This is a genomic window from Blautia caecimuris, from assembly GCF_024622975.1.
Taxonomy (GTDB): domain Bacteria; phylum Bacillota; class Clostridia; order Lachnospirales; family Lachnospiraceae; genus Blautia_A; species Blautia_A caecimuris.
The window spans coordinates 39924-63198 of record NZ_JANJZT010000004.1 but is presented as its reverse complement, the minus strand read 5'-3'; the positions used below and the strand labels follow the sequence as shown (position 1 = coordinate 63198).

Annotated in this window: 25 protein-coding genes; 1 reads left to right on the top strand and 24 read right to left on the bottom strand. The window is 43.7% G+C overall.

The window, feature by feature from the left end:
* Nucleotides 1-124: 124 nt before the first annotated feature.
* The 7 genes from NSA57_RS04050 to pdxA all read right to left on the bottom strand — a co-directional run bounded on the left by NSA57_RS04050 (nt 125) and on the right by pdxA (nt 6714).
* Nucleotides 125-1177 (bottom strand): DnaJ C-terminal domain-containing protein, encoded by a 1053-nt coding sequence (locus tag NSA57_RS04050; protein ID WP_301910508.1) that lies wholly within the window; start codon nt 1175-1177, stop codon nt 125-127.
* A gap of 183 nt (nt 1178-1360) precedes the next feature.
* The gene (locus tag NSA57_RS04045; protein WP_147598540.1) at nt 1361-2137 is read right to left on the bottom strand and encodes a DeoR/GlpR family DNA-binding transcription regulator; all 777 of its coding nucleotides are present in this window, start codon (nt 2135-2137) and stop codon (nt 1361-1363) included.
* Between the two features lie 66 nt (nt 2138-2203).
* The gene (locus tag NSA57_RS04040) at nt 2204-2704 is read right to left on the bottom strand and encodes a YcxB family protein (RefSeq protein ID WP_147598541.1); all 501 of its coding nucleotides are present in this window, start codon (nt 2702-2704) and stop codon (nt 2204-2206) included.
* 89 nt (nt 2705-2793) lie between these two features.
* Nucleotides 2794-3837 carry a 2-keto-3-deoxygluconate permease gene (locus NSA57_RS04035; RefSeq protein ID WP_147598542.1) on the bottom strand — a complete coding sequence of 348 codons (1044 nt, stop codon included), beginning with the start codon at nt 3835-3837 and terminating at the stop codon, nt 2794-2796.
* Between the two features lie 22 nt (nt 3838-3859).
* Nucleotides 3860-4306 (bottom strand): ribose 5-phosphate isomerase B, encoded by a 447-nt coding sequence (gene rpiB, locus NSA57_RS04030; protein WP_147598543.1) that lies wholly within the window; start codon nt 4304-4306, stop codon nt 3860-3862.
* 15 nt (nt 4307-4321) lie between these two features.
* Nucleotides 4322-5665: a four-carbon acid sugar kinase family protein gene (locus NSA57_RS04025; protein WP_257464097.1), complete on the bottom strand. Its 1344-nt coding sequence runs from the start codon at nt 5663-5665 to the stop codon at nt 4322-4324.
* A 26-nt stretch (nt 5666-5691) separates the two neighbouring features.
* Nucleotides 5692-6714: a 4-hydroxythreonine-4-phosphate dehydrogenase PdxA gene (gene pdxA / locus NSA57_RS04020; RefSeq protein ID WP_257464096.1), complete on the bottom strand. Its 1023-nt coding sequence runs from the start codon at nt 6712-6714 to the stop codon at nt 5692-5694.
* Between the two features lie 323 nt (nt 6715-7037).
* Between pdxA and tpiA the strand changes: the two genes are divergently transcribed.
* Nucleotides 7038-7826, top strand: coding sequence for a triose-phosphate isomerase (gene tpiA, locus NSA57_RS04015; RefSeq protein WP_147598545.1), 789 nt, complete (start codon nt 7038-7040; stop codon nt 7824-7826).
* A gap of 5 nt (nt 7827-7831) precedes the next feature.
* On the opposite strand, the gene NSA57_RS04010 is transcribed toward tpiA, so the two are convergent.
* The 17 genes from NSA57_RS04010 to NSA57_RS03935 form a co-directional block, all read right to left on the bottom strand.
* The gene (locus NSA57_RS04010; protein WP_257464094.1) at nt 7832-9832 is read right to left on the bottom strand and encodes a DUF4118 domain-containing protein; all 2001 of its coding nucleotides are present in this window, start codon (nt 9830-9832) and stop codon (nt 7832-7834) included.
* An 18-nt stretch (nt 9833-9850) separates the two neighbouring features.
* Nucleotides 9851-10495: a potassium-transporting ATPase subunit KdpC gene (gene kdpC, locus NSA57_RS04005; RefSeq protein ID WP_257464093.1), complete on the bottom strand. Its 645-nt coding sequence runs from the start codon at nt 10493-10495 to the stop codon at nt 9851-9853.
* 12 nt (nt 10496-10507) lie between these two features.
* The gene (gene kdpB / locus NSA57_RS04000) at nt 10508-12562 is read right to left on the bottom strand and encodes a potassium-transporting ATPase subunit KdpB (RefSeq protein ID WP_257464092.1); all 2055 of its coding nucleotides are present in this window, start codon (nt 12560-12562) and stop codon (nt 10508-10510) included.
* A gap of 28 nt (nt 12563-12590) precedes the next feature.
* Nucleotides 12591-14324, bottom strand: a complete 1734-nt coding sequence (locus NSA57_RS03995; RefSeq protein WP_257464090.1) for a potassium-transporting ATPase subunit KdpA — start codon at nt 14322-14324, stop codon at nt 12591-12593.
* 72 nt (nt 14325-14396) lie between these two features.
* Nucleotides 14397-14474: a K(+)-transporting ATPase subunit F gene (gene kdpF, locus NSA57_RS19905; protein ID WP_138270196.1), complete on the bottom strand. Its 78-nt coding sequence runs from the start codon at nt 14472-14474 to the stop codon at nt 14397-14399.
* Nucleotides 14475-14495: 21 nt separating this feature from the next.
* On the bottom strand, nt 14496-14633 hold the full coding sequence (locus NSA57_RS03990) for a hypothetical protein (protein WP_173751781.1): 138 nt from the start codon (nt 14631-14633) through the stop codon (nt 14496-14498).
* A 278-nt stretch (nt 14634-14911) separates the two neighbouring features.
* Nucleotides 14912-15667: a peroxide stress protein YaaA gene (gene yaaA, locus NSA57_RS03985; RefSeq protein ID WP_257464089.1), complete on the bottom strand. Its 756-nt coding sequence runs from the start codon at nt 15665-15667 to the stop codon at nt 14912-14914.
* Nucleotide 15668: 1 nt separating this feature from the next.
* Nucleotides 15669-16121, bottom strand: coding sequence for a thioredoxin-dependent thiol peroxidase (gene bcp / locus NSA57_RS03980; protein WP_147598551.1), 453 nt, complete (start codon nt 16119-16121; stop codon nt 15669-15671).
* A 156-nt stretch (nt 16122-16277) separates the two neighbouring features.
* Nucleotides 16278-16706 (bottom strand): YolD-like family protein, encoded by a 429-nt coding sequence (locus NSA57_RS03975; RefSeq protein WP_022068167.1) that lies wholly within the window; start codon nt 16704-16706, stop codon nt 16278-16280.
* A gap of 34 nt (nt 16707-16740) precedes the next feature.
* The gene (locus NSA57_RS03970) at nt 16741-18261 is read right to left on the bottom strand and encodes a Y-family DNA polymerase (RefSeq protein ID WP_257464088.1); all 1521 of its coding nucleotides are present in this window, start codon (nt 18259-18261) and stop codon (nt 16741-16743) included.
* A gap of 161 nt (nt 18262-18422) precedes the next feature.
* Nucleotides 18423-18989, bottom strand: coding sequence for a DUF1700 domain-containing protein (locus tag NSA57_RS03965; RefSeq protein ID WP_147598554.1), 567 nt, complete (start codon nt 18987-18989; stop codon nt 18423-18425).
* On the bottom strand, nt 18982-19323 hold the full coding sequence (locus NSA57_RS03960) for a PadR family transcriptional regulator (protein WP_147598555.1): 342 nt from the start codon (nt 19321-19323) through the stop codon (nt 18982-18984). Before NSA57_RS03960 ends, NSA57_RS03965 begins: the two co-directional genes overlap by 8 nt.
* A gap of 103 nt (nt 19324-19426) precedes the next feature.
* Entirely contained in the window at nt 19427-19636 is a 210-nt protein-coding gene (locus tag NSA57_RS03955) for a helix-turn-helix transcriptional regulator (RefSeq protein ID WP_147598557.1), read from the bottom strand.
* Nucleotides 19629-19988 (bottom strand): DUF3796 domain-containing protein, encoded by a 360-nt coding sequence (locus NSA57_RS03950; protein ID WP_138270147.1) that lies wholly within the window; start codon nt 19986-19988, stop codon nt 19629-19631. The genes NSA57_RS03955 and NSA57_RS03950 overlap by 8 nt, the downstream gene beginning before the upstream one ends.
* 185 nt (nt 19989-20173) lie before the next feature.
* Nucleotides 20174-20995: a Cof-type HAD-IIB family hydrolase gene (locus tag NSA57_RS03945; protein ID WP_178709713.1), complete on the bottom strand. Its 822-nt coding sequence runs from the start codon at nt 20993-20995 to the stop codon at nt 20174-20176.
* A 168-nt stretch (nt 20996-21163) separates the two neighbouring features.
* Nucleotides 21164-22165 (bottom strand): helix-turn-helix domain-containing protein, encoded by a 1002-nt coding sequence (locus tag NSA57_RS03940; protein WP_147598559.1) that lies wholly within the window; start codon nt 22163-22165, stop codon nt 21164-21166.
* A gap of 89 nt (nt 22166-22254) precedes the next feature.
* Nucleotides 22255-23199, bottom strand: coding sequence for a GTP-binding protein (locus tag NSA57_RS03935; RefSeq protein WP_257464087.1), 945 nt, complete (start codon nt 23197-23199; stop codon nt 22255-22257).
* Between the last annotated feature and the right edge of the window lie 76 nt (nt 23200-23275).

Sequence of the window (23275 nt, the reverse complement as noted above, 5' to 3'; positions counted from 1 at the left end):
AAGTCTAAACACATCTGATCACTGTCACATTACAGCAAACATAGCATTTTCTCTATTATAAAATGACAGCCAGTATTTGAAAAGTATGTTTTGCTTTATACTGAGAAGCCAAAAAGGAAGCGCTTTATACTGCGCTTCCCCGTCTGCCTGAACAGCTTCTGTCCATTGCCATTCCGTATTCTTTCAGTTTCTGGGCCGCCTCTCTACTTACCGCCTTTGGCACCTGGATCTGTATGGTCACATACTGGTCGCCTTTTACAGAAGGATTCTGCATGGAAGGAACCCCTTTTCCTCTCAGCCGGATTTTTCCGCCGCACTGAGTTCCGGCCGGAATCCTGCACATCACATCTCCGTACAAAGTAGAAAATTTCGCTTCTCCTCCCAGCACTGCTGTCATAAAAGGAATTTCTGCTATCGTATAAATATCCTGACCTTTTCTCTCCCATCCGGTTTCCGGTTCCACATGAACCTTCAAAAAAAGATCGCCTGATGCTCCGCCTCCGTATCCGGGATTTCCCTTCCCCTTCAGGCGAATGCTCTTTCCATCCTCAATTCCTGCCGGAATATGCACCTGAAGCTTCTGGGCTTTTCCATTTGGATCAGAAAGCTGCAGCATTCTGTCACATCCGAACACAGCTTCTTTAAAGCTGACACTGACCTCTGAGCGCAGGTCGCTGCCCCGTCCTGTACCCTGTCTGCCTCCGAAGTCCTGATACCCCCGGAAGCCGGAATTTCCGGAAAAACCGCTTCCGAAGCCTGCCCGGCCTCTTCCGGTGCGTCCACCCTGACCATGAAACATATCGCCGAAGATATCCCCAAAAATATCATCCATGTTACCGTTTTCAAAATGATATTCCCGATAAGCGCCGTTTCCGTCCCGGCCGAAATCAAAGCCTCCGAAGCCATTTCCACGCCCAGAAAATCCCCCTGCATTTTCTGCCGAAAAGCCTTCCTCAAATGCAGCGAATCCAAACTGATCGTATAATTTCTTCTTTTCCGTATCACTGAGAACATTATAGGCCTCTGTGATTTCTTTAAATTTCTGTTCTGCCTTCTTATCTCCCGGGTTCATATCCGGATGATACTGCTTGGCAAGTTTTCTGTATGCTCTTTTGATTTCCTTTTCATCAGCATTTCTGCCCACTTCAAGGACCTCATAATAGTCTCTTTTCGCCATTATGCCACCTCCGGTTCACAAGTCCTGCAAAAAGGAGATGCCGGCAAGTTATTGCAGCATCCCCCTGCCTCTTTGTTCTATATGTAATATAACACCAGTCTTTTCACTTGTCAAGAAAATCTGCTGCTTTTCTCAGCAGAACCTGTTACTTTACCAAATATATTTTTGTGACATCATTGAAAACTACTCCGGCCTTTTAGCAATTACCAACGGAACACTTTCTCTTTCTGCCCGTATGACATTCTGCTTCGAGACTTGCTGGTCTGTAATGATTTTATACACAGATTTAATAGGGCAGATAATTGAAAGATAACCTCCGCCAAATTTTGTACTGTCTGCAAGTACAAACACTTTATCCGTTGTTTTCATAATTGCCTGCTTTACCTGCATCTGAGGCGTGGCAATGGATGTAAGTCCTGCATCAAAATTAATGCTGTGGACACCAATAAAAGCCTTGTCTACATGGAACTTTGCCATACTGTCCTCAGCGATCTCTCCCATGGTTGCTGCAAGATGACCTCCAACGTGTCCGCCCACCATAAAAAGTTCCACATGAGAAAGCCCTGAAAGCTCATTGGCTGCCAGCAGCGAATTTGTTACTATTGCCAGGTGCTTTTCCGGATGTTCTTTTATATAAACAGCCAGATAAAAACTGGTAGATGCATCATCTATAATAATAGTATCTCTGTCTTCAATAAATTCATAAGCACAGGCCGCAATCTGCTTTTTTAATTCCACATTTCGATAAAGGCTTTCTGCGCGATAATGGATCACACCGCCTTCCTCTTCTTTTCTCACAGCGCCTCCATGCGTTCTGGAAAGCTTTCCCTCCTTTTCCAGCGCCCGGATATCCGACCGAATCGTTACTTCTGAGCATCCAAACTCACTGCTCAATTCATTTACTTTTACTGAGCCATACTCTTCCAGTCTCTGTAATATTATTCGTCTGCGTTCCTGCATTTTCCCACCCTCAATACTGCTTACAAACAGACGCTATCATTCCGGACTCATTCGAAAACAACTCTTCTATCTCATCTGAAGCCTGGATGCTCCCAGATTCATGGCAATCAACTGAAATATACCTGTAAACTGCTCTCCAAAATCCTGTTTAGGTATAATCAGAGCACGCTCCGGCTCATAATAAATCCCAATTGTTTTCGGAGTCACAACAGCCTTCTGAATCTTGCTCCACTGATAGGTTTCCTGCATATTTCCACGTTCCATCAGAATCCCCTCATCAGAAAAGGTATAATCTACATCCTGTGCGTACTGTGGATTTATCTTCATCTGACCTGCCGCTCTTCTTTTTAGCTGTAACGGTGTATATCCCAGAAACAGGAATGCAGCTCCAAGATAAAAACAAAGGTTCAACGTGCTGGCTTTATCTGATATATACAGAATGATCCCCATAAACGCAACAGCAAGACCCAGAATATTCACCAGAAATCCGCTGAATTTCGAATAAGCGTGAAACAGAAGAAAGTCAAATAGCGCCTCTTTTGTCATATGAACTGTTATTTTTTTCATGAGCTTTTCACAATCCTTTCTAAATTAAGAAAAGTTTTGTAAAAAGTCCTTTTATATTTTAACATACAAAAGGACTTATATACAATAACCTATTTCTGTTCTGCGGCAAGTGCTTTTTCGTATGCCCATCCTTCCGGGCTGTAGATACCTTTCTTATGATTCATCATATATTTGTCAAATGCCGCTGTAATAAACGGACAAAGGAACAAAGTAATAATAGAAGCTGTGGCGCACTGTGCAGTTGCCATACTTGTGTACTGCGCCATACTGGGATCTGCTTCCGCTACTGCAGCCGGTGTCATTGCAGAATTTAAAGCTGTAGTTCCAATCGCTGCTCCCATTGCATTTCTTTCTTTTTTTGGAAGAAGCAGATTGATAATAAAGAAAAACAATACTGCTGTCGCTGCTGAAATCAGACCCAGAACGATTCCTGACGCTCCCGCTGTCAAAATTGTCTTTACATCTGTCTTTGCGCCAATTGAAATAGTCATAAAGAAAGTGACAATTGGCTGTGCGGTTTTACATGCATCACGAAAGCCTTTATCCAGATTACCCCAGACAAAACCGATCAGAAGAGGAATCAGAACTGCAATCAGTGATTTAATCGGAATATTGGCAAGTCCTGTAGCGCCCAGGGCGATCAGTGTAAAAAACGGTCCGTCATTCAGAGACAGAATGGAAATCGCTCCGGTATCTGTGGCATTTCCGAACTGAGAAGAAAGGGAAATATACAGCGAGCCGTTGGAATTTGTAATTGTTGCAATCAGAACAAAAGGTGCAATTCCCAGGAATCCTTCTGGTCCGCAGATCGTTCCTACAAGAACGCCAACAGCAACACCCAGCGCAAATTTTACGCCTGTCATAATCGCGCCCTTATAAAGAGGCATACCCACCTGTTTTACATTGATCATAGAACCGCACACAATCAGGAAGAATCCCATCATACAGGAATTTCCTTCATAAAACAAAGCAGTTACATACCCTCCGATCTGAAATACCTGCGGAACAAAGGTTGCAAGCAGAACCGCAATAACCAGAGGTATAATAACAAGCCCTCCGGGCAGGTTTTTCATCTTATTTAAAAGATCAAGATCTTTTGGTTCTTTTTTGTTTTTTTCTTTGTTTTCACCCATAATACCATTCTCCTTTTTTCGCTTAGTGATAGGAACGCTCTACTTCCATAATACGTTCAACCTTAGGAGCAGATCCGCCCCCTGCAAAATCACATTTCAGCCAGATATCTACCAGATATTTCGCAAGCTCCACGCCGATCACACGCTCCCCCATGCACATGATCTGCGCATCATTACTTTTTCTGGATCTCTCTGTAGAAAACGGATCATGACACACTGCTGCCCGGATCCCCGGAACCTTATTTGCTGTAATAGCCATGCCAATTCCTGTTCCACATACAAGAATCCCACGTTCAAATTCACCTGCTGCCACAGCCTCAGCAACTGTTTTGGCCACATCCGGATATAAGACTATTTCTCCCTTGTCAGCTCCGAAGTCCTTATACTCCACACCAATCTCGTCCAGATGCTTCATGATTTCCACCTTTAAAGCATATGCTGCTTCATCACATCCAATTGCCAGCTTCATTTTCTGTTTCCTCCTTTATTTTCTTTCTGCTTCTTTAAACAAACGATCTACAATATCACAGGCTGTATGGTCATTTCCGGTCAGACCACCTTTTCCGATTACCGGAAGCCCGTCATAGCTTCCCACCAGTCTTCCTATATCTGCCTGAGGAATTACATAATCTATTACCTGAATGCATTCCACTCCAAGCTGATAGCACACGTTCACCATAGTATCTCCGCCTGTTGTGTAAAGTCCGGCTATTTTTTCTCTTCCCACCTCTTCCATAAGACGGGAAATAATTGTTCCCAGACCTGCATTGATACGATTGGCGCTCATTCCGTCCGCATAACCGTGTTTCCGATCCTCTTCTTCCAGATTCAGAAGTTCTCCATGAAGAGCTGTCTCAAACAGGATCGCTCTGGGTGCCTTTTGGGCTTTCATCATATCGGCTGCAGTATTCACTGCTTTAAGTGCTTCCTCTAAAGCTTCTTCTCCTCCATTTATCAAAGGAACCGGATTCACACTGATCCTTACATGGCGGGGATCCTCACAAAGGACCTCCATCTGTTTTTTTGTGACCGGAGTTGCGCTTCCGGCTGCAACAAGCACTGTTTTTCCAGGTTGCTCTTTTTCGTCCGGTATATCAGGTTCCTCAATCCCGATCAACCCTCGCCTGTAGGCCATTTTAGCTGTAAACGGTCCCGGATCTACTGCAACCACATTCCAATTCAAAGCAATGCAGGCGTCTGCAATCGTTTCAACATCTTCAAGAGTAATCGCATCAACTACAATAACCTTGCAGCCTTCTTTACGTACTTCCATCAGTCTTTTTTCTGTGTCCTCCCGGCCCTTCAGAATATAGTCGAGAGTAACAAGTCCCACTTTTCTTCTGGTTTGTCCTTCCAGAAGTCTTGGCATGTAATTTTCTTTTACCGGAGTACGCACGTCCTGAGCTACCGGAGTATTGATCAAAGCAACTCCATCTATGATAGAATAACCGCCTACCAGTATCCTTCTGGATTGAGGCATGGCAGGAACCACAACTGCTATCGCATTTTCATCTAACTGATCCAGCATGGCATCTATCTCTGTTCCCACTCCGCCACGAAGCGTAGTATCTATTCTTTTGGAAAAATATTTTACCCCCATTCTTTTTAACGCAAGGGTAGCTGATTTTACCTTTTCATAGGCTTCATCTGCCGGAAGCGGGCGTGAATTGCTGCTTACCAGAATAGCATCCAGATTTTCTGCACCCTCTGCCTTTTCTGCTGCTTCTTCATTAAAAAACACTGCTGTTTTCGCTTTTGACCTTGCAAGCAACACCCCTGTAGTGGTTGCCCCTGTCAGATCGTCTGCAACTGCACCTATAATCGGCATAACATTCTTCCCTTCTCTGTATTGCTTTACTTCTTTGTTTCTCTTTCGTGCTTACGTACTGCATATTCCACACATACCTTTGTGGACTCGATCAGGCTTACACAGTCTGCAATTCCTTTTCCCGCAATATCAAAAGCTGTTCCATGGTCTACAGATCCCCTGATAAACGGAAGTCCCCATGTAATGGTTACTGATTTCTGAAAATCAAAGGTCTTACATGCAATATGTCCCTGATCGTGATACATGGAAAGAATCGCATCAAATTTTCCGCTCTTTCCAATATGAAATACCGAATCTGCCGGGCATGGGCCCACTGCATTGATCCCCTTCTCCTGAGCCGCCTTTACTGCCGGCTCCAATTCATCAATTTCTTCCCTTCCAAAAAGTCCGTTATCTCCGTTATGAGGGTTAATACCCGCAACTGCTATACATGGATTGTCAATTCCTACGTTCCTCAGTTCTTTATCAATATTTTCAATAAATTCCAGCACAACGTCTTTTGTAGCAAAATGCACCGCATCCACCAGAGACATGTGCCTGCTTACAAAAAATACTCTCAGCTTATGGCAGGAAAACATTGTAAGTGCATAAGGAGATTTGGTTACATTCTGATAAATTTCCGTATGCCCGGGTTCTTTCACTCCCACAAGCTTGATTGCACGTTTGTGGATTGGAGCCGTGGATACTGCATCTACCTTTCCTTCCATTCCAAGCTCAATTGATTTCATAATCCAGTCAACAGCCATACGTCCTGCAAGCTCCTGAACCTCGCCCCATTTAATAGAATCTGTGTCATAATCACCTGTTTCCAGAACATCAACAACCCCATATTCGTATTTTGCTTCCTCCGGACTGGAAATTTTATTGTATTTCAGTTCTTTGCCAAGAACTTTTGCCGCTCTGTCCAAAATTGCAATACTTCCGATTACGAACATTTTACAGGAATCATACAGTTCCTTATCAAGCATAGTTCCTACCACTATTTCCGGTCCTATTCCAGCCGGATCTCCCATTGTAACTGCCGTTACAGGCTTAAATTCACTTTTCATTTTAATCAGTTTTCCTTTCATTTAATTTTCGTTATTTGTTTATTTTTATTTTGATTTCCGTCGTTTTCATGTTCTAATCTTAACTCACTTTTTTCACAAAATCAAGTATATGTTTACTTTTCGTTATTTATATTCACTTTTTCATTTGTATTTTTGTACATTTTGCACAATATAATGCCTTTATTTCTTTTGTTTCATTTCGTATTTTCGTTTTCTTTCATTTCAATCATTATTTACTACATTTCTCCTAATTGCTTTTCGTTTTTTACAATCATATAATAAAGCCAAAACAAAAGAAAAATTCCATCAGGAGGATTATCATTATGAATAAAAAACTTTATTTTGGAAGCAATCTGAAAATGTATAAAAACGTCAGAGATACTGTGGAATACCTCGCAAAACTGACGCAAAATACAAGCGATATAAGCAGAGACGATATTCAGCTTTTTATTATTCCATCTTTCACTGCTCTGGAACAGGCTGCAGCATGCACCGATCAGAACCAGATTCTTCTGGGCGCCCAGAATATGTGTTGGGAGGACCAGGGACAGTTTACCGGTGAAATATCACCACTGATGTTAAAAGAGCTTGGACTTGGACTTGTAATGGCAGGCCACTCCGAGCGAAGACATGTATTCGGAGAAACAGACATTGAAGAAAACAAAAAAATAAAAGCCGCATTAAAACACGGCTTTACTGCTTTATTATGCATCGGGGAAACTCAGGAACAAAAAGACTATGGGATCAGCCCGGAAGTTCTCCGGTCTCAGCTTAAAATCGGCCTCCACGGAATTCCTTCCGATCAGCTTCACAAATTATGGATCGCCTATGAACCTGTATGGTCTATCGGAATAAATGGCACTCCCGCCACTCCGGACTACGCGGAATCCATGCACAAAATCATAAAAGAAACCCTGAGAGAGCTGTTCTGTGAAGCTTCTGAGCAGATTCCTGTTCTCTACGGAGGCAGTGTTAATTCCGATAATGCAGAGGAACTGATCATACAGCCCTCTATTGACGGTCTCTTTACCGGCCGGGCAGCCTGGGACGCTGATAAATTCAACGATCTGATCCGCAAGGCTATAAACGCATACAGAAGCTGTCAGAAGTAGCAGAATCAAAACCGATCCTTCAGTTTTACTCCTGTTTCATTGAGCATAGCGATCAGAAGCCCGTACTTAAACTCCTGGATCTGTCTGCGTTCCTCCAGGAAAATCCCCATGACACCCTTCACATTTTCCTCATCCTGAACAGGCAAATACATAGCTTTTGCTGTTGACAGAGTATGAGTACAGGCTCCTGCCCGGTGGTGATTGGCTGCCACCCATTTTGCCACCGCTTTTTCCTGAGAAGTCAGCAAAGGTTCCAGACTGGTTTTTTCTGTTCCCTGACGGGGAAACAGCATTGCCTCTCCCAGAAGCCCGTCTTTATTTACCGGATAGATCACAAGAGACAGATCCAGAAGCTTTTCCACCTGGGCCGCCGCCTGCTGCCAGACCTCCTTTTCGGATTTGCATCGGCGGAGCTTCTGGCTGTTTTCCAGAAGAATCTCTGTCCGGTAAGCCTTTTTTACACTTTCTTTGTTCTGAAGCTTCAGCTTTCTTGTCTGGGACGCTGTAAAAAGCCCCACAATAAACAGCATTGCAAAAGTGGTGGGATATCCTTTATCATAAGCCTTCAGAGAAAAATACGGTTCTGTAAATAAAAAATTAAAGGCAAGCACACTGAACAGGGACGAATAAACCGCATAGATTTTTTTGTCAGATATGTAGGACGACAGCAGCACTCCCAGAATATACACCATAATGATATTGGATTCCGGAAGGTGAAATTTCTGGAGAATCCAGGCTGCGATCGTAGTAAGAACCAGAATTATATTGATCAGTCCAAATTCCCACAATGCCTGCATTCCTGCATTTTCTGCCTTTCTGCGCCCTTCTCTGTGACCGTATTTTCCTGCAGCCTTTCTGTTTTTCATATCCGGGATAATATATACGTCAATGTTGGGAGCCATACTGTTCAATTTTTCCAGTACCTCCGCCATTGGCTTTCGCATAAAAAATCTGTGGTTTGTCCTTCCAAGAACCACCTTCGAAACATTGCTTACCATTGCATATTCTGCAACCTGGCTGCCAATATCAGAACCATACACTGTAACGATTTTTGCTCCCAGAGCCCGGGCAAGCTCCATATTTCTCCGCACACTCTGTTTCGTCTTTTCATTAGCTTCCTGCATGGCAGGTGTTTCCACGTAAAGCCCTGTAAACTGCCCGCGAAAGGCATAGGCAAGACGGGCCGCTGACCGGATGACCTTTGCGCTTGACTCCGCGGCGGAAATGCAGGCAAGAATATGTTCGCCTGTATGGTAATCCATAGCCCCTGTAATATTCCGCTCCTCTTCTGCAATACGGTTTACACGGTCCGCTGTGCGTCTCAGGGTAATTTCACGAAGAGCCGCAAGCTTCTCTCTTTTAAAAAAATGGTTCATGGCGCGTTCTGCCTGCACCGGCTTGTAAATCTTTCCCTCTTTCATCCGGTCCAGAAGTTCTTCCGGCTCAATATCAATGACCTCCACCTGATCCGCATGGTCAAATACACTGTCCGGAATCCTTTCCCTGACCTCTATATGAGTAATCGATCCCACCAGATCATTCAGGCTTTCCAGATGCTGAATGTTAATGGTGGTATAAACGTCAATCCCTGCCCGCAGAAGCTCTTTTACATCCTGATACCGTTTTTCATTTCTGCAGCCGGCTGCATTGGTGTGAGCCAGTTCATCTACAAGAATCAGCTGAGGTTTCCGCTCCAGAGCACGGTCAAGATCAAATTCCCGGAGCTTTACCCCTTTATATTCTACCACAAGAGGCGGAATGGTTTCTAACCCCTCCGCCTGTCTGCGTGTATCCGGCCTGTCATGAGGTTCAATATACCCGGCCACCACATCTATGTTATGTTTTTTTGCCTCATGGGCCGCTTCCAGCATCGTATAGGTTTTGCCGGAGCCTGCCGCATATCCCAGGAAAATCTTCAGCTTCCCTTTATTTTTTTTCAGCTTCTGCTCTTCCTCATACTGAAGCTTTTTTAACAGATATTCTGAATCAGGTCTTATATCTTCCATTCTGCCCTCTTCTTTCTGTCAGATCAGTCCCATTGCGCCTGCAATGTCAAGGTTGCATTTCAGCACATTTACTCTTTCTTCTCCAAAAATCCCAAGTACCTTATGCTCTGTGTTCTCTTTTACAATGTCCTGTACTTCCTGCTCGGAAAGGCCAGAATTTTCAGCTACTGCCGCAACCTGAACCTGCGCCGCCTCCGGGCTGATATGGGGATCAAGTCCGGAACCGGAAGCAGTCAGAAGATCAGAAGGAATATCCTCCCTTTTTACTCCGGGATGAGTTTCCAGAAACTCATCCAGATCTTCCTGAATTCTTTTTTCCAGTTCAGGATTGGAGTTCGCATAGTTAAAGCTTCCTGAAGATACGCCTGTATACTCGCCGTTTTCTTTCTGCTCCTCTGTGTATGTATTATAATTTACAGAAGAAACTCTTCCTCTGAAAAAATAATCCTCTGTAAAATCCTGGCCTACCAGTTCGGAACCCACAGCTTCTTCTATATTATTGGTCGGTTCTCCATTTTTGTCGATCAGATTTCCATTGGCATTATTCTTCATGGTCAGCTGACTCACACCTGTCAGGGCGAGGGGATAGACAAATGAACAGAGCACAATCATCACTATACAGAATACAAATGCCTTTCCCAGCATTTTTCCAAACTTTTTCATGAAACATTCCTCCTACATTCCAATCATTGCAAGCATTGGAGCTACAATCAGATCTATCAGCTTGATTCCCACAAACGGGACGATAATTCCGCCAAGTCCATACACACCCATATTTCTGAGAAGAAGTCTTTCTGCTTTCATAGGTTTATATTTGACTCCCTTCATGGCAATGGGGATCAGCGCCGGAATAATGATCGCATTAAAGATCAGTGCGGAAAGAATGGCGCTTGCCGGAGTAGCCAGATGCATGATATTCAAAATCTGCATCTGTGGCAGGACCAGTGTAAACATTGCCGGGATAATAGCAAAATATTTTGCAATATCATTAGCAATACTGAAGGTTGTCAGAGATCCTCTTGTGATCAGAAGCTGCTTTCCGATCTCCACTACCTCAAGGATCTTAGTGGGGTCAGAATCCAGATCCACCATGTTTGCGGCTTCCTTTGCCGCCTGGGTTCCTGAGTTCATGGCAAGACCTACATCTGCCTGAGCAAGAGCCGGAGCGTCATTGGTTCCGTCACCTGTCATGGCTACCAGCTTACCTTCTGCCTGCTCTTTTTTAATGGCTGTAATTTTATCCTCAGGACGGCACTCTGCAATAAATCCGTCCACTCCGGCTTCCTTTGCAATGGTTGCCGCTGTCAGAGGGTTATCACCGGTACACATAATAGTTTTGATACCAATTTCACGAAGACGCTCAAATCTCTCTACCAGTCCCGGCTTAACTGTATCCTTCAAATAAATAACTCCGTAAATTTTGGCATCTACACATACAACCAGAGGAGTTCCGCCAAGGTTGGAAACTTCTGTTACAATGCCTTCCAGGTCAGAAGGAATCTCTCCTCCCTTTTCCTGTACAAATGTTTTAATTGCCTCGTATGCGCCTTTTCTGATGATGGTTCCATCTTTACAGTCAGCCCCGCTCATTTTTGTCTGAGCGGTAAATTCTACAAATTCCATTCCTTCTGTGTTCAGACTGTCCGGATCACATCCCATCTTTTTGCCCAGGTCAACTGTGGATTTTCCTTCCGGAGTTCCGTCAAGCAGAGAAGACAGAACACTGTATCTGATCAGATCTTTCTTATCCACACCTTCCACCGGATAAAATTCTGCCGCAAGACGATTGCCAAAAGTAATTGTTCCTGTTTTGTCAAGAATCATGGTATCCACATCACCGCAGGCTTCCACAGCTTTACCCGACATTGCTATAACATTAAAACGGGTCACACGGTCCATACCTGCAATACCGATTGCAGAAAGAAGTCCTCCAATAGTAGTTGGAATCAGGCATACCATCAAAGCAATTGCCCATGATACCGGAATCTCCACTCTAAGGTAATTTGCAAACGGATAAAGAGTTACCACAACGATCAGGAAGATCAGGGTCAGTACGATCAGAAGCGTGTTCAGGGCAATCTCATTTGGCGTTTTCTGTCTGGATGCACCTTCTACAAGAGAAATCATCTTATCCAGAAAAGATTCACCCGGCTCAGCAACAATTTTTATTTTCAACCAGTCAGATACTACAGTAGTTCCACCTGTTACAGAGGAAAAATCTCCGCCGGCTTCTCTTGTTACAGGAGCAGATTCTCCTGTAATAGCAGATTCGTCTACAGAAGCGATTCCTTCAATAACCTCACCGTCATTGGGGATTACCTCTCCCATTTTTACAAGAACAATATCGCCTTTTTTCAGTTCAGACGCATTGATTGTTTTTTCCTGTCCATTGGAAAGAAGTACTCGCGCCTTTGTGTCCTGTTTTGTTTTTTTCAGAGAAGCTGCCTGGGCTTTTCCACGTCCCTCTGCAACAGATTCTGCAAAGTTTGCAAACAGCACCGTCACAAAAAGAATCACTGTTACAATTCCATTATAAATTCTGTACTCTGCATTTCCTCCAAACATTGTAGGAAAGAATGTCAGAATCAAAGTGATAATAAATCCAATCTCAACAACAAACATTACCGGATTTTTGATCATATATCTTGGATCCAGTTTCTGGAATGCTCCAATAATAGAAGTTTTCAGAATATCCGGAGTAATGAATTTTGTTTTTTCCTTCTTAGCCATGTTTCTCTTCTCCTTTTTTCTGCATCTATTACATCCACAGCGACAGATGCTCCGCGATCGGTCCCAGTGCAAGAGCCGGGAAGAAGGTCAGTGCTGCAAAGATGTATACAATAAATACAAGAACGATCATAAATACAACATTGTCAGTTCTCAGTGTACCAATGGATTCATTCACTCTCTTCTTGGCCAGAAGGGAACCGGCAATTGCAAGCTGCGCTACAATAGCAATATACCTTCCAAAGAACATTGCAATTCCTGTTGTAACATTCCAGAATACACTGTTATCAGCCAGTCCCTCAAAACCGGAACCATTGTTTGCTGCCGAGGAAGCATATTCATACAATACCTGGCTCAGTCCGTGGAACGAGGGATTTGTAATACCATCCAGTCCTCCGGAAACCGCAACTGCCAGTGCGGAAAAACCAAGGATCAGAAGCGGATGGATCAGAATTACAATTGCTACCAGCTTCATTTCCTTTCCTTCAATTTTTTTATTCAGATATTCCGGTGTACGTCCAACCATAAGGCCGCAGATAAACACTGCCAGGATCACATACATAACCATGTTCATAAGTCCTACGCCCTTGCCGCCAAACACACAGTTCAGCATCATATGAAGCATTGGCACCAGACCGCCAAGAGGAGTCAGTGTATCATGCATGTTGTTTACCGTACCTGTGGTAAAAGATGTGGTTACTGTGGTAAACAGGGAGGACTGGGCAGTTCCGAAACGGACCTCTTTTCCTTCCATGCTTCCTGCGCTCTGGTCGATTCCCATTTCACCGATCACAGGATTTCCTGCCATCTCTGAGTTGTAGCATAACAGCAGTCCGACCATAAAGAGGATTGCCATTGCGCCAAATACTACAGCGCCCTGACGTCCCATAAGGATTTTTTTCTTTGCAGGTGCCACTGCTGCAGCTGTTGCCTTTACTTTGTTTTTCTTCCGGTCATTAAGCATATGGCCAAAGGTTACGATACAGGCTCCCGGAAGAATCATCATGGAAAGCATTTCAACCATATTGGAGATCACAGTAGGATTCTCAAATGGTGTGGTTGAGTTTGCCCCGAAGAAACCTCCGCCGTTTGTTCCCAGATGCTTGATGGATTCAAGCGCCGCTACCGGTCCCATTGCCAAGTCCTGATATTTTCCTTCAATCGTTTCCACTGTAAAGTTCTGCATCAGTGTCTGCGGTGTTCCCTGGCTTACCAGGATCAGACCTACTATAAAAGATACCGGGATCAGGATCCTGGTTGTGATCCTTACCATATCTCTGTAAAAATTCCCCAGCTTTCTTCCGGAAAGTCCTCTGCAGAATGCCATGCAGGCCGCATAACCGCTGGCTGCTGAAGTGAACATCATAAAAATGATGACACACATCTGCGCTGCATAGGAAAGTCCGCTTTCACCGGAATAATGCTGCAGGTTGGTGTTTGTCATAAAACTGATGATCGTATTAAAGGAAAGACTTGACTCCATTCCTTCAATGCCATTTGGATTCAGAAACAGAAGATTCTGAATTCTGAGGATCAGGTATCCCACAAAAACCATCACAGCATTTGCAGTTACCAGAGTAAGGGCATATTTTTTCCATCCCATATCCTCATTTTTGATACCGCAGATTTTATATATCAAATGATCGATTGGATTAAAAACTTTATCTGCAAAAGTTTTTTGTTCTGTGGCAATGTGATACATGTACTTTCCCATGGGAATCACAAGTATCAGGAAAATTGCCAGCGTAAGAATGATCTGTAACATTTTTCTCCTCCTGTTGCTCTCCCTTTTGACATAAATTAAAATCCAACATTCTCTGAACAGATCTGTAAATTTTTACAGCTTTTCCGGATATATCAGCGCGTATACAAGATAGCCTCCAAGCGCCAGAATGATAATCCCCAATGCTATCATAATCTTACTCCGCCTTTCCTCTTATTTTTCTTTCGGATTCACCTGCGATTCACAGAAATCCGCAAACAGCTTCACAAGGCCAAAACAGCCAAGAAGAACCGCTATCATCAGAATATCCATCATAATAATCCTCTCCTCTCTGTGCTCTTTTTTCTGCACATGCAGGGACGCTCCTGAGAACCCCTCATTTCTTACTTCTCATTTCGTTCACAGTAACCCCTTTTTCTGTTCTCAGACATTGTATACAAGTTTTTATAAAGTCGGTATTAAACTCCGGACAAGGGATGTTAATTTATCATAAAGAAAAAACAGATACAGAAGCGCTGACCGCTCTGTATCTGTCCTTAAATATTACATTATTCTGTTTTCCTGCAATGTCAGAATATACAGAACTATCATATGTCCTTGATTCTTATTGCATAAAAGTTGAGATCATCTTATTTCTTATCCTGTTCCGCCAAAAATATCATTTTATTTTTGTCTGACCGTTCTTTGCTGTACCGGAAGCCCAGCGCCCGGAAATTTTTTATATCTTCCGGATCACAGACATTATTTTCTGCCATAAACCGGACCATTTCTCCCCGCGCCATCTTTGCCAGAGTTGCCTTCTGTTTCACCTTTCCGTCCTTAAGCTGGCCAAACTCCACTGTCAGAAACCGGTCCTTTGGCTCCAGGTATTTTTCCACAGCCTTTGAATACTCTCTGGAGGCCAGATTTATAATCAGGCGGCCTCCCTCTGTCAGTTCCCTGTACAGCCGGTCTCCCCAGAAATCATACAGATCCTTTTTTCCTTTTACAGATAATCTTGCCTGCATCTCCAGACGATAGGGCGTCACTCCGTCAAAAGGCTTCAGCACTCCATAAAATCCCGATAAAATACGCAAATGTCTGTCTATGTAGGCAAGGGCTCCTTCCGTAAAAATTTCCGGAGCCATATGCTGGTACTGAAGTCCCTCATAGGTAAGGACTGCCGGAGTCAGGCAGCGTTCTACGTCCATACTCCTGAAACGGTCATAATTCAGCTGCGCCAGCCTGTCATTGCATTTCCACAGTTCCTTTGCCTGAGCAAACGTAAGACTTTTGATTTCATCCATGAGAAGCTTTGTATCTTCAAGGAATACCGGAAGCCCTGTTACCTGATAGGTATCTGTATCCACATTCATTTTTTTCGCAGGAGATATAATGATCTTCATGTTACAGCTCTCCCAGCATCTGCGCCGGATTATCTGCAGCCTTCACCTTTCCAAAGGTCTTAACAATGATTCCCTGTTCATCAATTAAATATGTGGTACGCACCACGCCCATTGTTTTTTTGCCGTACATATTTTTTTCTTTCCACACATCATATGCCTGAATACAGGAAAGCTCTGTATCTGACAGCAAAGTAAACGGAAGCTCATATTTTGTCTCAAATTTCTTATGGGATGCCACGCTGTCTTTACTTACACCCAGAACAACCGCCCCTTTTTCTGTAAACTGAGGATAAAGCTCTCCAAAGCCGCATGCCTGCTTTGTGCATCCCGGTGTATTATCTCTGGGATAAAAATAAAGAATCACTTTTTTCCCTTTATATTCCTCAAGCGTATGCATTTCTCCATTCTGATCCGGCAGTTCGAACGCCGGCGCTTTTGTGCCAATTTCCAGCATAAGTATTTCCTCCTTTTATTGACCTTTTTAGTATAGTATACAGAATATCCTCTCATCCGTAAAGGCTGAATTTTTCCGTCCAGAGATGAATTTCTGATGGAATTTCTGATAAAACCACTGTCAGATGACAGATTTATCTTCAATGTGATAATCTTTTTATTTTTCCTGGAAAACAATTTCCCAGAGATTTTCAAAAGGAATTTCTGTTTCATCCTTCAGAAGCATCCGGTGTCTGAACGTGTCGATCTTTTTTACAGTGCCAGTGACTGTCATATACTTTCCGCCTTCTTTTTTCAGGTCGGGCTGAAAATATGTGACCGTAACCTCCGGCTTCTCACTGATATGCTCCCGGATAAATTCAAGCCGTCTGTTTAAAATCTCCACGCTCTCCTCATCCGGCTGTATTCTCTTTTCTGTATATCTTTCTGTTTCCTTAATGGCCGCTCCATATCCGGTCAGTGCGGCAAAGGGAGCAAACTGGGCTGCCCGGTCCTCCACCGGCATCTGAGGATGTGTCCCGGACACATGGTGGGGAAGGTTGATGATATCGTCATATTTATGTGTTTCACCAAAATAATTTTTCATTCCTGCCCTCCTTTTTATCAGAACGGAGAGCCGCCTAAGCCTTATGACCTCCGATCCGGGAATTTCTGTCTCTGGCCGTAGCACCCTCCTGCAGATTCATTCCCTTCAGAATTGCATTCTTCCCGAATTTTTTCTTAATATCCAGCATGGCTTCCTGCATTTTGCGTTCCCGCTCCAGCACAGCCTCTTCCTGCTGCTTCTGCTTTTCCAGCGCCGCATAATCCGTAAAGAGATCAAGCTGTTCAAAAGTTTCCTCCTGTATCATTTCCTCCGGAACCACTTTGTTGGCTGCCAGATACATTCTTCTTATCAGAAGCTCTCTGTCCATGATCCTGTCGTAAAGCTCCATCACAGCAGTTACGATTTTTTTTGCAGAAGAAGTCTGCTGTTTCAGATTAATGGTTCCGTGCGCATGTTTGGGGATTTTTCTTCCATAACGGTCCGTGGTTACTTCCCCGCTGTATTTTTTCTCCGGATTCTTCAGATTCTCAATATCATATCCCACTGTAAGGGTCAGCTGGTCTGTTACCAGACGCTTGTCAACAAGATCCAGGGCCAGAAGGTCTGCCATTTCCCGGATCACCAGTCTGGCTTTTTCGAAGCTGTAGGGGCAGGTGAGAACCTGACCTGAACCTACACTGTTGCTGGAGGGTCTGTAACTTTTTATATCCTGGATGGTACAGGGTTCCCATCCCCAGGCATGATCGATCAGAAGCTCTGCATTAATTCCAAAAAGCTTATAAAGGAGCTCTTCATTATAAAAATCTTCCGGCTTTCCCACAGAACAGCGCGCCACATCCCCCATGGTAAAAATCCCGTTGGCCCTGAGTTTCTTTTCGTAGCCTTTTCCCACTCTCCAGAAATCTGTAAGAGGCTGATGATCCCACAAAAGCTTCCTGTAGGACATCTCATCCAGCTCGGCGATCCTGACACCATTTTCATCAGGTTCTATATGCTTTGCCACAATGTCCATTGCGACCTTACACAGATAAAGATTTGTTCCGATCCCTGCAGTAGCGGTGATTCCTGTTGACTGCAGCACGTCCCGGATCATTGTCATTGCAAGCTCACGGGCAGTCATACCATAGGTTTTCAGATAGTGAGTGGCGTCAATAAACACCTCGTCAATAGAGTATACATGCATATCCTCCGGCGCTATATATTTCAGATAAATATTGTAGATCCTTGTGCTGTAATCCATATAAAATGCCATTCTTGGCGGAGCTGTAATATAGGTAAGCTCAAGCTCCGGGTATGCTTCCAGCTCCGGCGCCAGATACGAAGCCCCGGAAAAACTTCCTCCGGGCGCTTTTCTCTTTCGCATAGTATTGATGGCTCTGACCTTCTGAACCACTTCAAAAAGCCTTGGCCTGCCCGGAATCCCATATGCTCTTAAAGACGGAGATACTGCAAGACAGATTGTTTTCTGTGTGCGGCTGCCGTCCGCCACAACCAGATTTGTCCTCATCGGATCAAGCCCCCGCTCCCGACACTCCACAGAAGCATAAAAGGACTTCAGATCAATGGCTATATATGTGTGATTTTCCCGTTCCATAAAAGCGCCTCCTTCTGCAATTATCATAACACAGAGAGCCGGACCTGTATAGGAGCAGGGAAAACACCTTCCAAATGACCTTCGGCGAAGGAATTTTGCCCTGTATATCCCGGGATTCTGGCATAAACATGCCAAACCTGTAAACAGTGACTGATACTGTTCTATTTTCTTCCCCGTATTTTTTCAGACCCGGCGCTGACAGCTCTGATATAGGCCTTTGTTACCAGCCATAAGCCCCATCCGATTGCCGCAAAAACAAGTCCCACAATAATCGAAAGAATCAATGTCAAAGCCGGAGATGCAGAAAAGCTTCCCAGCTGAAAGCCAATAAACGGAATGTCATATCCCACAAAGGATGCCAACAGCTTCACCAGCCCACACAGCGGACACAAAATACCACTGAGAATCAGGGCTATTGATGTAATCCCGGTAACTGGAAGAATAATAATGCCGCCCAGTCCTGCCATACTGTAAAAAGCTATCATTGCCCCAAGCTTTCTGAAGCTCATCCCTTTTGTTTCTGTGATCGTTTCTCCAAGATATGCCTGCGCCAGCTTTTTGGGCTCTCCCAGCCGGTCAATGATCTCATTTGCCGAAAGCCCTCCATGCTCTCTCAGCTCTGCCATGTCGCTTTCAATTTCTTTTATAATGTCCATCCGGTCTGTTACCTTCATGGGTTTCAGGTATTTATCAACTTTTTCCAGATAATCATTTAAAATTTTATCCATTTTCTTTTCCCTCCAAGTCTGAAATTGCAGATAAAAGATTCTTCCATTCTGTTTTCATACACTGCAGATATTCTCTGCCCTTTTCTGTAAGCGAATAATATTTTCTGGGCGGCAGCCCCTCTGTTGTCTCCTGCCAGGAGGAAGACAGATATTCCTCTTTCAGCAGCCTTCGCAAAAGGGGATACACAGTGTTTTCCTTTACAGATAAAATCGGCCACTTTTCCAGTCTGCTGATGATCTCGTAGCCGTAGCAGGGTTCCTGACTGATCATTAAAAGAATTCCAAATTCCAGGGTTCCTCTTTTAATCTGAGATTTCCAGTCGTCAATATTCATATACCTCACCTCTTTATATACATCGTACCACACAGTATATATGTTGTCAATGGGTATTAAAACAAAAACAGAGATGATGCCAAAAGCATCATCTCCATATATTTTAGTTATTTGTATCTTCTACTACCGTAAAAACCTCTTCAATACTTACACCAAAAGCTTTTGCAATGTTCCATGCCAATACAAGAGACGGATTATATTTTCCTTTTTCCAGATTTCCAATAGTCTCTCTCCTGACTCCTGTTATTCTCGCAAGATCTTCCTGTTTCATATCGAATCTGGCACGATATTCTTTAATTCGATTTTTAATCATTCAATGCCCCCCGCTGCTCCCTCCATTCATGAAATGCAAGAGAAAGGGTAAATGCAATAATCACAACTGCAAAACACAACGCAAATGCAGTTGCTACAGCTTTGCTTCCATCATAAATATAAGCACATATAAACATAAAAGGAACAAAAGCAATCATTTCTGCCATAAAAGCAAACGTTGCAGACTTCTGAACATTTTGCCGGAAAAATTCATCAGGTATAATCCAAAAATACCGTATAAAATAGATAAATCCCAAAAATCCATAAAGCCCGGTATTTTCAGTAATCCTCCCAAGAAGGGAAACCAGGGACAGCAGCGATAACAAACCTAAATAATTAAATTTTTTCCTCATTTACGCCTACCTCCTTTATGTGGTATATTTCACTCTTTACGTTATAAATATACCTCTTTTTTTCACAGAAAGTCAAGTAAATCTGAGTAACTTACACGGCTCAATTTTTACAAAAATAATCACTCATTTATATACACTGCAAAAACTCCCGGTGTTCAAAACACCGGGAGTCTTACTTCTTCTCTTTATTTTAAAATAAACTTCTCTATAATTTCCGCCACGCCGTCATGGTTGTTGTCCCGCTCTGTCACATAGGTTGCGTATCTGTCCATTCCCTCGTAGGCGTTTTTCATCACAGCTCCCACACAGGCTGCCTGCAGCATTTCCACATCATTTGGCGCGTCTCCTGCTGCCACTGAATTTTCCAGGGGAATATCCAGATACTCGCAGAGCCATTTTACTGCGACACCCTTGGAAACACCGTCCGGAACGATCTCCAGAAAATTTTCTGTAGAAAAGAATCCTCTTACGGTTCCCTTCAGAGGATTCACACATTCCTCCTGATATCTGTCCAGTTCTGCACGGTTATCCAGCCCTACCAGAAGGATTTTATACGGATCATTTGGAAATGCCGACTCCAGATCCGGAACAATTTTATAAGATACTGTAGATCCGCTGATATAAAAAAGCAGCTCCCGGTTTTCTTTCAGAGAAAGAACCTGAGTGTCCGAATAGGACTGAATATGAAGTCCTCTGTCCATGGCCTCCTGAAACAAAGGCTTCGCCACCTCTTTTGAGAAGGTTTTGCCATAAATTGTTTTTTTGTGAAAAGGATCATAGATCTGTCCTCCGTTAAAGGCGATCACATAACAGCCTTCCTTTGTGAGACCGATCCTCTCTGCAATATCCAGCCCGCTTGCAAGAGGCCTTCCTGTGGTTACGACAATTTTATGCCCCTGCTCCAACGCTCTGTCTATGGCAGCCTGATTGCCGGCCGTTACTTCTTTTTCATCATTTAAAAGGGTTCCGTCCAGATCTGTAAATAAAATTTTTGTATTTTTTCCCACTTTTTTTCTCCTCCGTACCTGTTATCCCCCTATTAATTACACGAAAAAAGCAGAATGTCAACCCCTTTGCTTAAAACAGCGCCAAACCGGAGCTGTCTTCCCGATCTGGCGCTGTTTCTGTCACCCTTTCATGATACGTATGATTTTTTCTTTTTTACATCTGAAAAATCACTCTGCGAACTGATAAACCGCTTCGTTCTGAAAACTTTCCCGCAGCGTTTTTTTCATGCTTTCTGCAAATTCCGGACTCATCTCTTTAAATTCCATATGTGCATAAAGTTCAGAATTTCGATAAAAGTCCAGCTGATCCACAGCGGCAATCACTTTTTCCATCTGTCGTTCCAGCCGGCTTCTGTCCTTTTCTGCAAGAGCAAGGCTCATTCTCGCAGTTGCCTTATGATATTCGCCTGTTTCAAAAAGCTCTGCAAGCTGTATAAGCTTTTCTGTAAACATCCGTGCTTTTTCCAGATCTCCGTCCTTTTCCGAAAGGGAAAACAGTCCGCCAAGCACCATTTCCGCAATATTTCCAGTCTGGAACAAAAGCTCTTCATATGCCTTCCAGGCAGCCGGACGATTCCCCTTTTTCTCATATAAAAGGGCTTTATGGATTTTTCTTCCCGGATCTTTTACAGAAAAATAGTTCAGGCAGCCTTCTGCTTCTTCGTACTGTTCTTTTCGTAAATAATAACTGAACAGCGCCTCTGCCGCCCGTTCCTTTATCTCCGCATCCTGGCTTTCCAATGCCTGCTTATACCACCCAAGAATTTCCCGGTCATATTTCTCTTCTTCCGGGATCTTCTTCAATATCCGCCAGCCGTCCAGAACTGAGGCAAGCTGTACCACAAGCCTGTCACAGCCCGGATACTGACAGATCTTTTTCCGGCAGAATTCAAAAGCCTGTTCATAGTCCTCTTTCTGAAATTTTTCATCGACTTCCTGCACAAAAGCGTTCACTTCTTCCTGGCTTAATTCTTCCCGGAAACACAAAAGGGTATCCGGAGTTGTCTCCAAAAGCCTTGCAATGGGCGCAAGAAGGGTGATATCAGGAAGGGAAACATTATTTTCCCATTTATTTACAGCCGGAGCTGTAACACCCAGACGGCTGGCCATTTCTTCCTGAGTCAGATTCCTGTTTTTTCTGTACATTCTGATCACTTCACCTGTTTTCATGGCAATTCTCCTTCTCTGTTTGATTTACGCATCGGCCTTTGCTGCTTTTATCATACCAGAGCCGCACCCTTACCACAACTGAACAGATGTTAATTATCAGGCAAAAAATTTAACTGTGATTCAATTTTTTCTTTTACCAGATTCTCCCCTATTACAATAATCACTTCCTGTCCTGCATCAATCGGACAGAGATCAGCCTTTTCCCTGACAGCATTCAGTCCCATCCAGCTTCCCTCTGTATTTCCGGCAAAGCCTTTGATACGGAACACAGATCCGCAGTCTGTATCTGACATGATTCTTTCCGCTGCCTCTTTCAGATTTTCTGCACAGATTCCTGTGTTCATAAAATAAAGAGACTGAAAAGCCTGTCCGTCAAAATGCTGTTTTTCATATGTCTCTGTACGGTATCCGCAGTTCAGAAGCATTTCATAATCCTTATCAGACAGGCTTTCCCAGTCTTTGCAGAAAATATCTTCACCAAATCTTCTGCCGCACCGGATCGCTTCCATTGCCTGATTCAGATGCGCTGTTGTTTCTCTTATTTTTTCCGCTGAAGCTTCCCCTGCTCTGCTGAACACCACACAGCCTGCCGAAGCAGCCTCGGATCCCAGAAGGTATTCTCCGTGAGCAGAAAGCGTTTCTTCCAGTCCGGCATCTACTATAGTGATCACATTGCCGATTTCATACCAGCGGTCAAGAGGCTCCTCATAAAGAGCATCAAAAAATTCATCCACATCAAAAATCCCGGAAGGTTCCACGATCACCCGGTCATATCCGCACATCCCCATAGCGATCAGCTTTGTCTTGAATCTGCGTCTGTGAGTTTCCCGGTCACAGCCTCCCGCAATCATTTCAAGCTCACAGTTCTCCCTTTCCAGTTCCTTTAAAAGCATCATGTCCACATTTACTGCTCCGAAATCATTTTCCAGGATTCCTATGTTCATCCCTTTTTTCAGCAGATAAGAAGCATATTTTTTTATGAAAGTTGTTTTACCGGATCCCAGGAATCCTGTGATCAAATCAATTTTTATCATATTCTCTCCTGACAGACCATAATCTGTTCCCTTAATATTTCTGTGTTTATATGAAAGAAGGGCCGTCATCAGATGT

What these genes read in the sequence shown, in the direction of transcription:
- kdpC (WP_257464093.1), bottom strand. Translation starts at nt 10,495, where the DNA reads ATGAAAAAGTTTGGAAAAATGCTGGGAAAGGCATTTGTATTCTGTATA.
- NSA57_RS04010 (WP_257464094.1), bottom strand. Translation starts at nt 9,832, where the DNA reads ATGGAAGATATAAGACCTGATTCAGAATATCTGTTAAAAAAGCTTCAG.
- NSA57_RS04050 (WP_301910508.1), bottom strand. Translation starts at nt 1,177, where the DNA reads ATGGCGAAAAGAGACTATTATGAGGTCCTTGAAGTGGGCAGAAATGCT.
- yaaA (WP_257464089.1), bottom strand. Translation starts at nt 15,667, where the DNA reads ATGAAGATCATTATATCTCCTGCGAAAAAAATGAATGTGGATACAGAT.
- NSA57_RS03960 (WP_147598555.1), bottom strand. Translation starts at nt 19,323, where the DNA reads ATGAATATTGACGACTGGAAATCTCAGATTAAAAGAGGAACCCTGGAA.
- tpiA (WP_147598545.1), top strand. Translation starts at nt 7,038, where the DNA reads ATGAATAAAAAACTTTATTTTGGAAGCAATCTGAAAATGTATAAAAAC.
- rpiB (WP_147598543.1), bottom strand. Translation starts at nt 4,306, where the DNA reads ATGAAGCTGGCAATTGGATGTGATGAAGCAGCATATGCTTTAAAGGTG.
- NSA57_RS03965 (WP_147598554.1), bottom strand. Translation starts at nt 18,989, where the DNA reads ATGGATAAAATTTTAAATGATTATCTGGAAAAAGTTGATAAATACCTG.
- NSA57_RS03950 (WP_138270147.1), bottom strand. Translation starts at nt 19,988, where the DNA reads ATGAGGAAAAAATTTAATTATTTAGGTTTGTTATCGCTGCTGTCCCTG.
- NSA57_RS03970 (WP_257464088.1), bottom strand. Translation starts at nt 18,261, where the DNA reads ATGGAACGGGAAAATCACACATATATAGCCATTGATCTGAAGTCCTTT.
- NSA57_RS03935 (WP_257464087.1), bottom strand. Translation starts at nt 23,199, where the DNA reads ATGATAAAAATTGATTTGATCACAGGATTCCTGGGATCCGGTAAAACA.
- pdxA (WP_257464096.1), bottom strand. Translation starts at nt 6,714, where the DNA reads ATGAAAAGTGAATTTAAGCCTGTAACGGCAGTTACAATGGGAGATCCG.
- bcp (WP_147598551.1), bottom strand. Translation starts at nt 16,121, where the DNA reads ATGCTGGAAATTGGCACAAAAGCGCCGGCGTTCGAACTGCCGGATCAG.
- NSA57_RS03975 (WP_022068167.1), bottom strand. Translation starts at nt 16,706, where the DNA reads ATGAAAAATTATTTTGGTGAAACACATAAATATGACGATATCATCAAC.
- kdpF (WP_138270196.1), bottom strand. Translation starts at nt 14,474, where the DNA reads ATGATAGCATTGGGGATTATCATTCTGGCGCTTGGAGGCTATCTTGTA.
- NSA57_RS03995 (WP_257464090.1), bottom strand. Translation starts at nt 14,324, where the DNA reads ATGTTACAGATCATTCTTACGCTGGCAATTTTCCTGATACTTGTGATT.
- NSA57_RS03940 (WP_147598559.1), bottom strand. Translation starts at nt 22,165, where the DNA reads ATGAAAACAGGTGAAGTGATCAGAATGTACAGAAAAAACAGGAATCTG.
- NSA57_RS04035 (WP_147598542.1), bottom strand. Translation starts at nt 3,837, where the DNA reads ATGGGTGAAAACAAAGAAAAAAACAAAAAAGAACCAAAAGATCTTGAT.
- NSA57_RS04025 (WP_257464097.1), bottom strand. Translation starts at nt 5,665, where the DNA reads ATGCCGATTATAGGTGCAGTTGCAGACGATCTGACAGGGGCAACCACT.
- NSA57_RS04045 (WP_147598540.1), bottom strand. Translation starts at nt 2,137, where the DNA reads ATGCAGGAACGCAGACGAATAATATTACAGAGACTGGAAGAGTATGGC.
- NSA57_RS03955 (WP_147598557.1), bottom strand. Translation starts at nt 19,636, where the DNA reads ATGATTAAAAATCGAATTAAAGAATATCGTGCCAGATTCGATATGAAA.
- NSA57_RS04040 (WP_147598541.1), bottom strand. Translation starts at nt 2,704, where the DNA reads ATGAAAAAAATAACAGTTCATATGACAAAAGAGGCGCTATTTGACTTT.
- kdpB (WP_257464092.1), bottom strand. Translation starts at nt 12,562, where the DNA reads ATGGCTAAGAAGGAAAAAACAAAATTCATTACTCCGGATATTCTGAAA.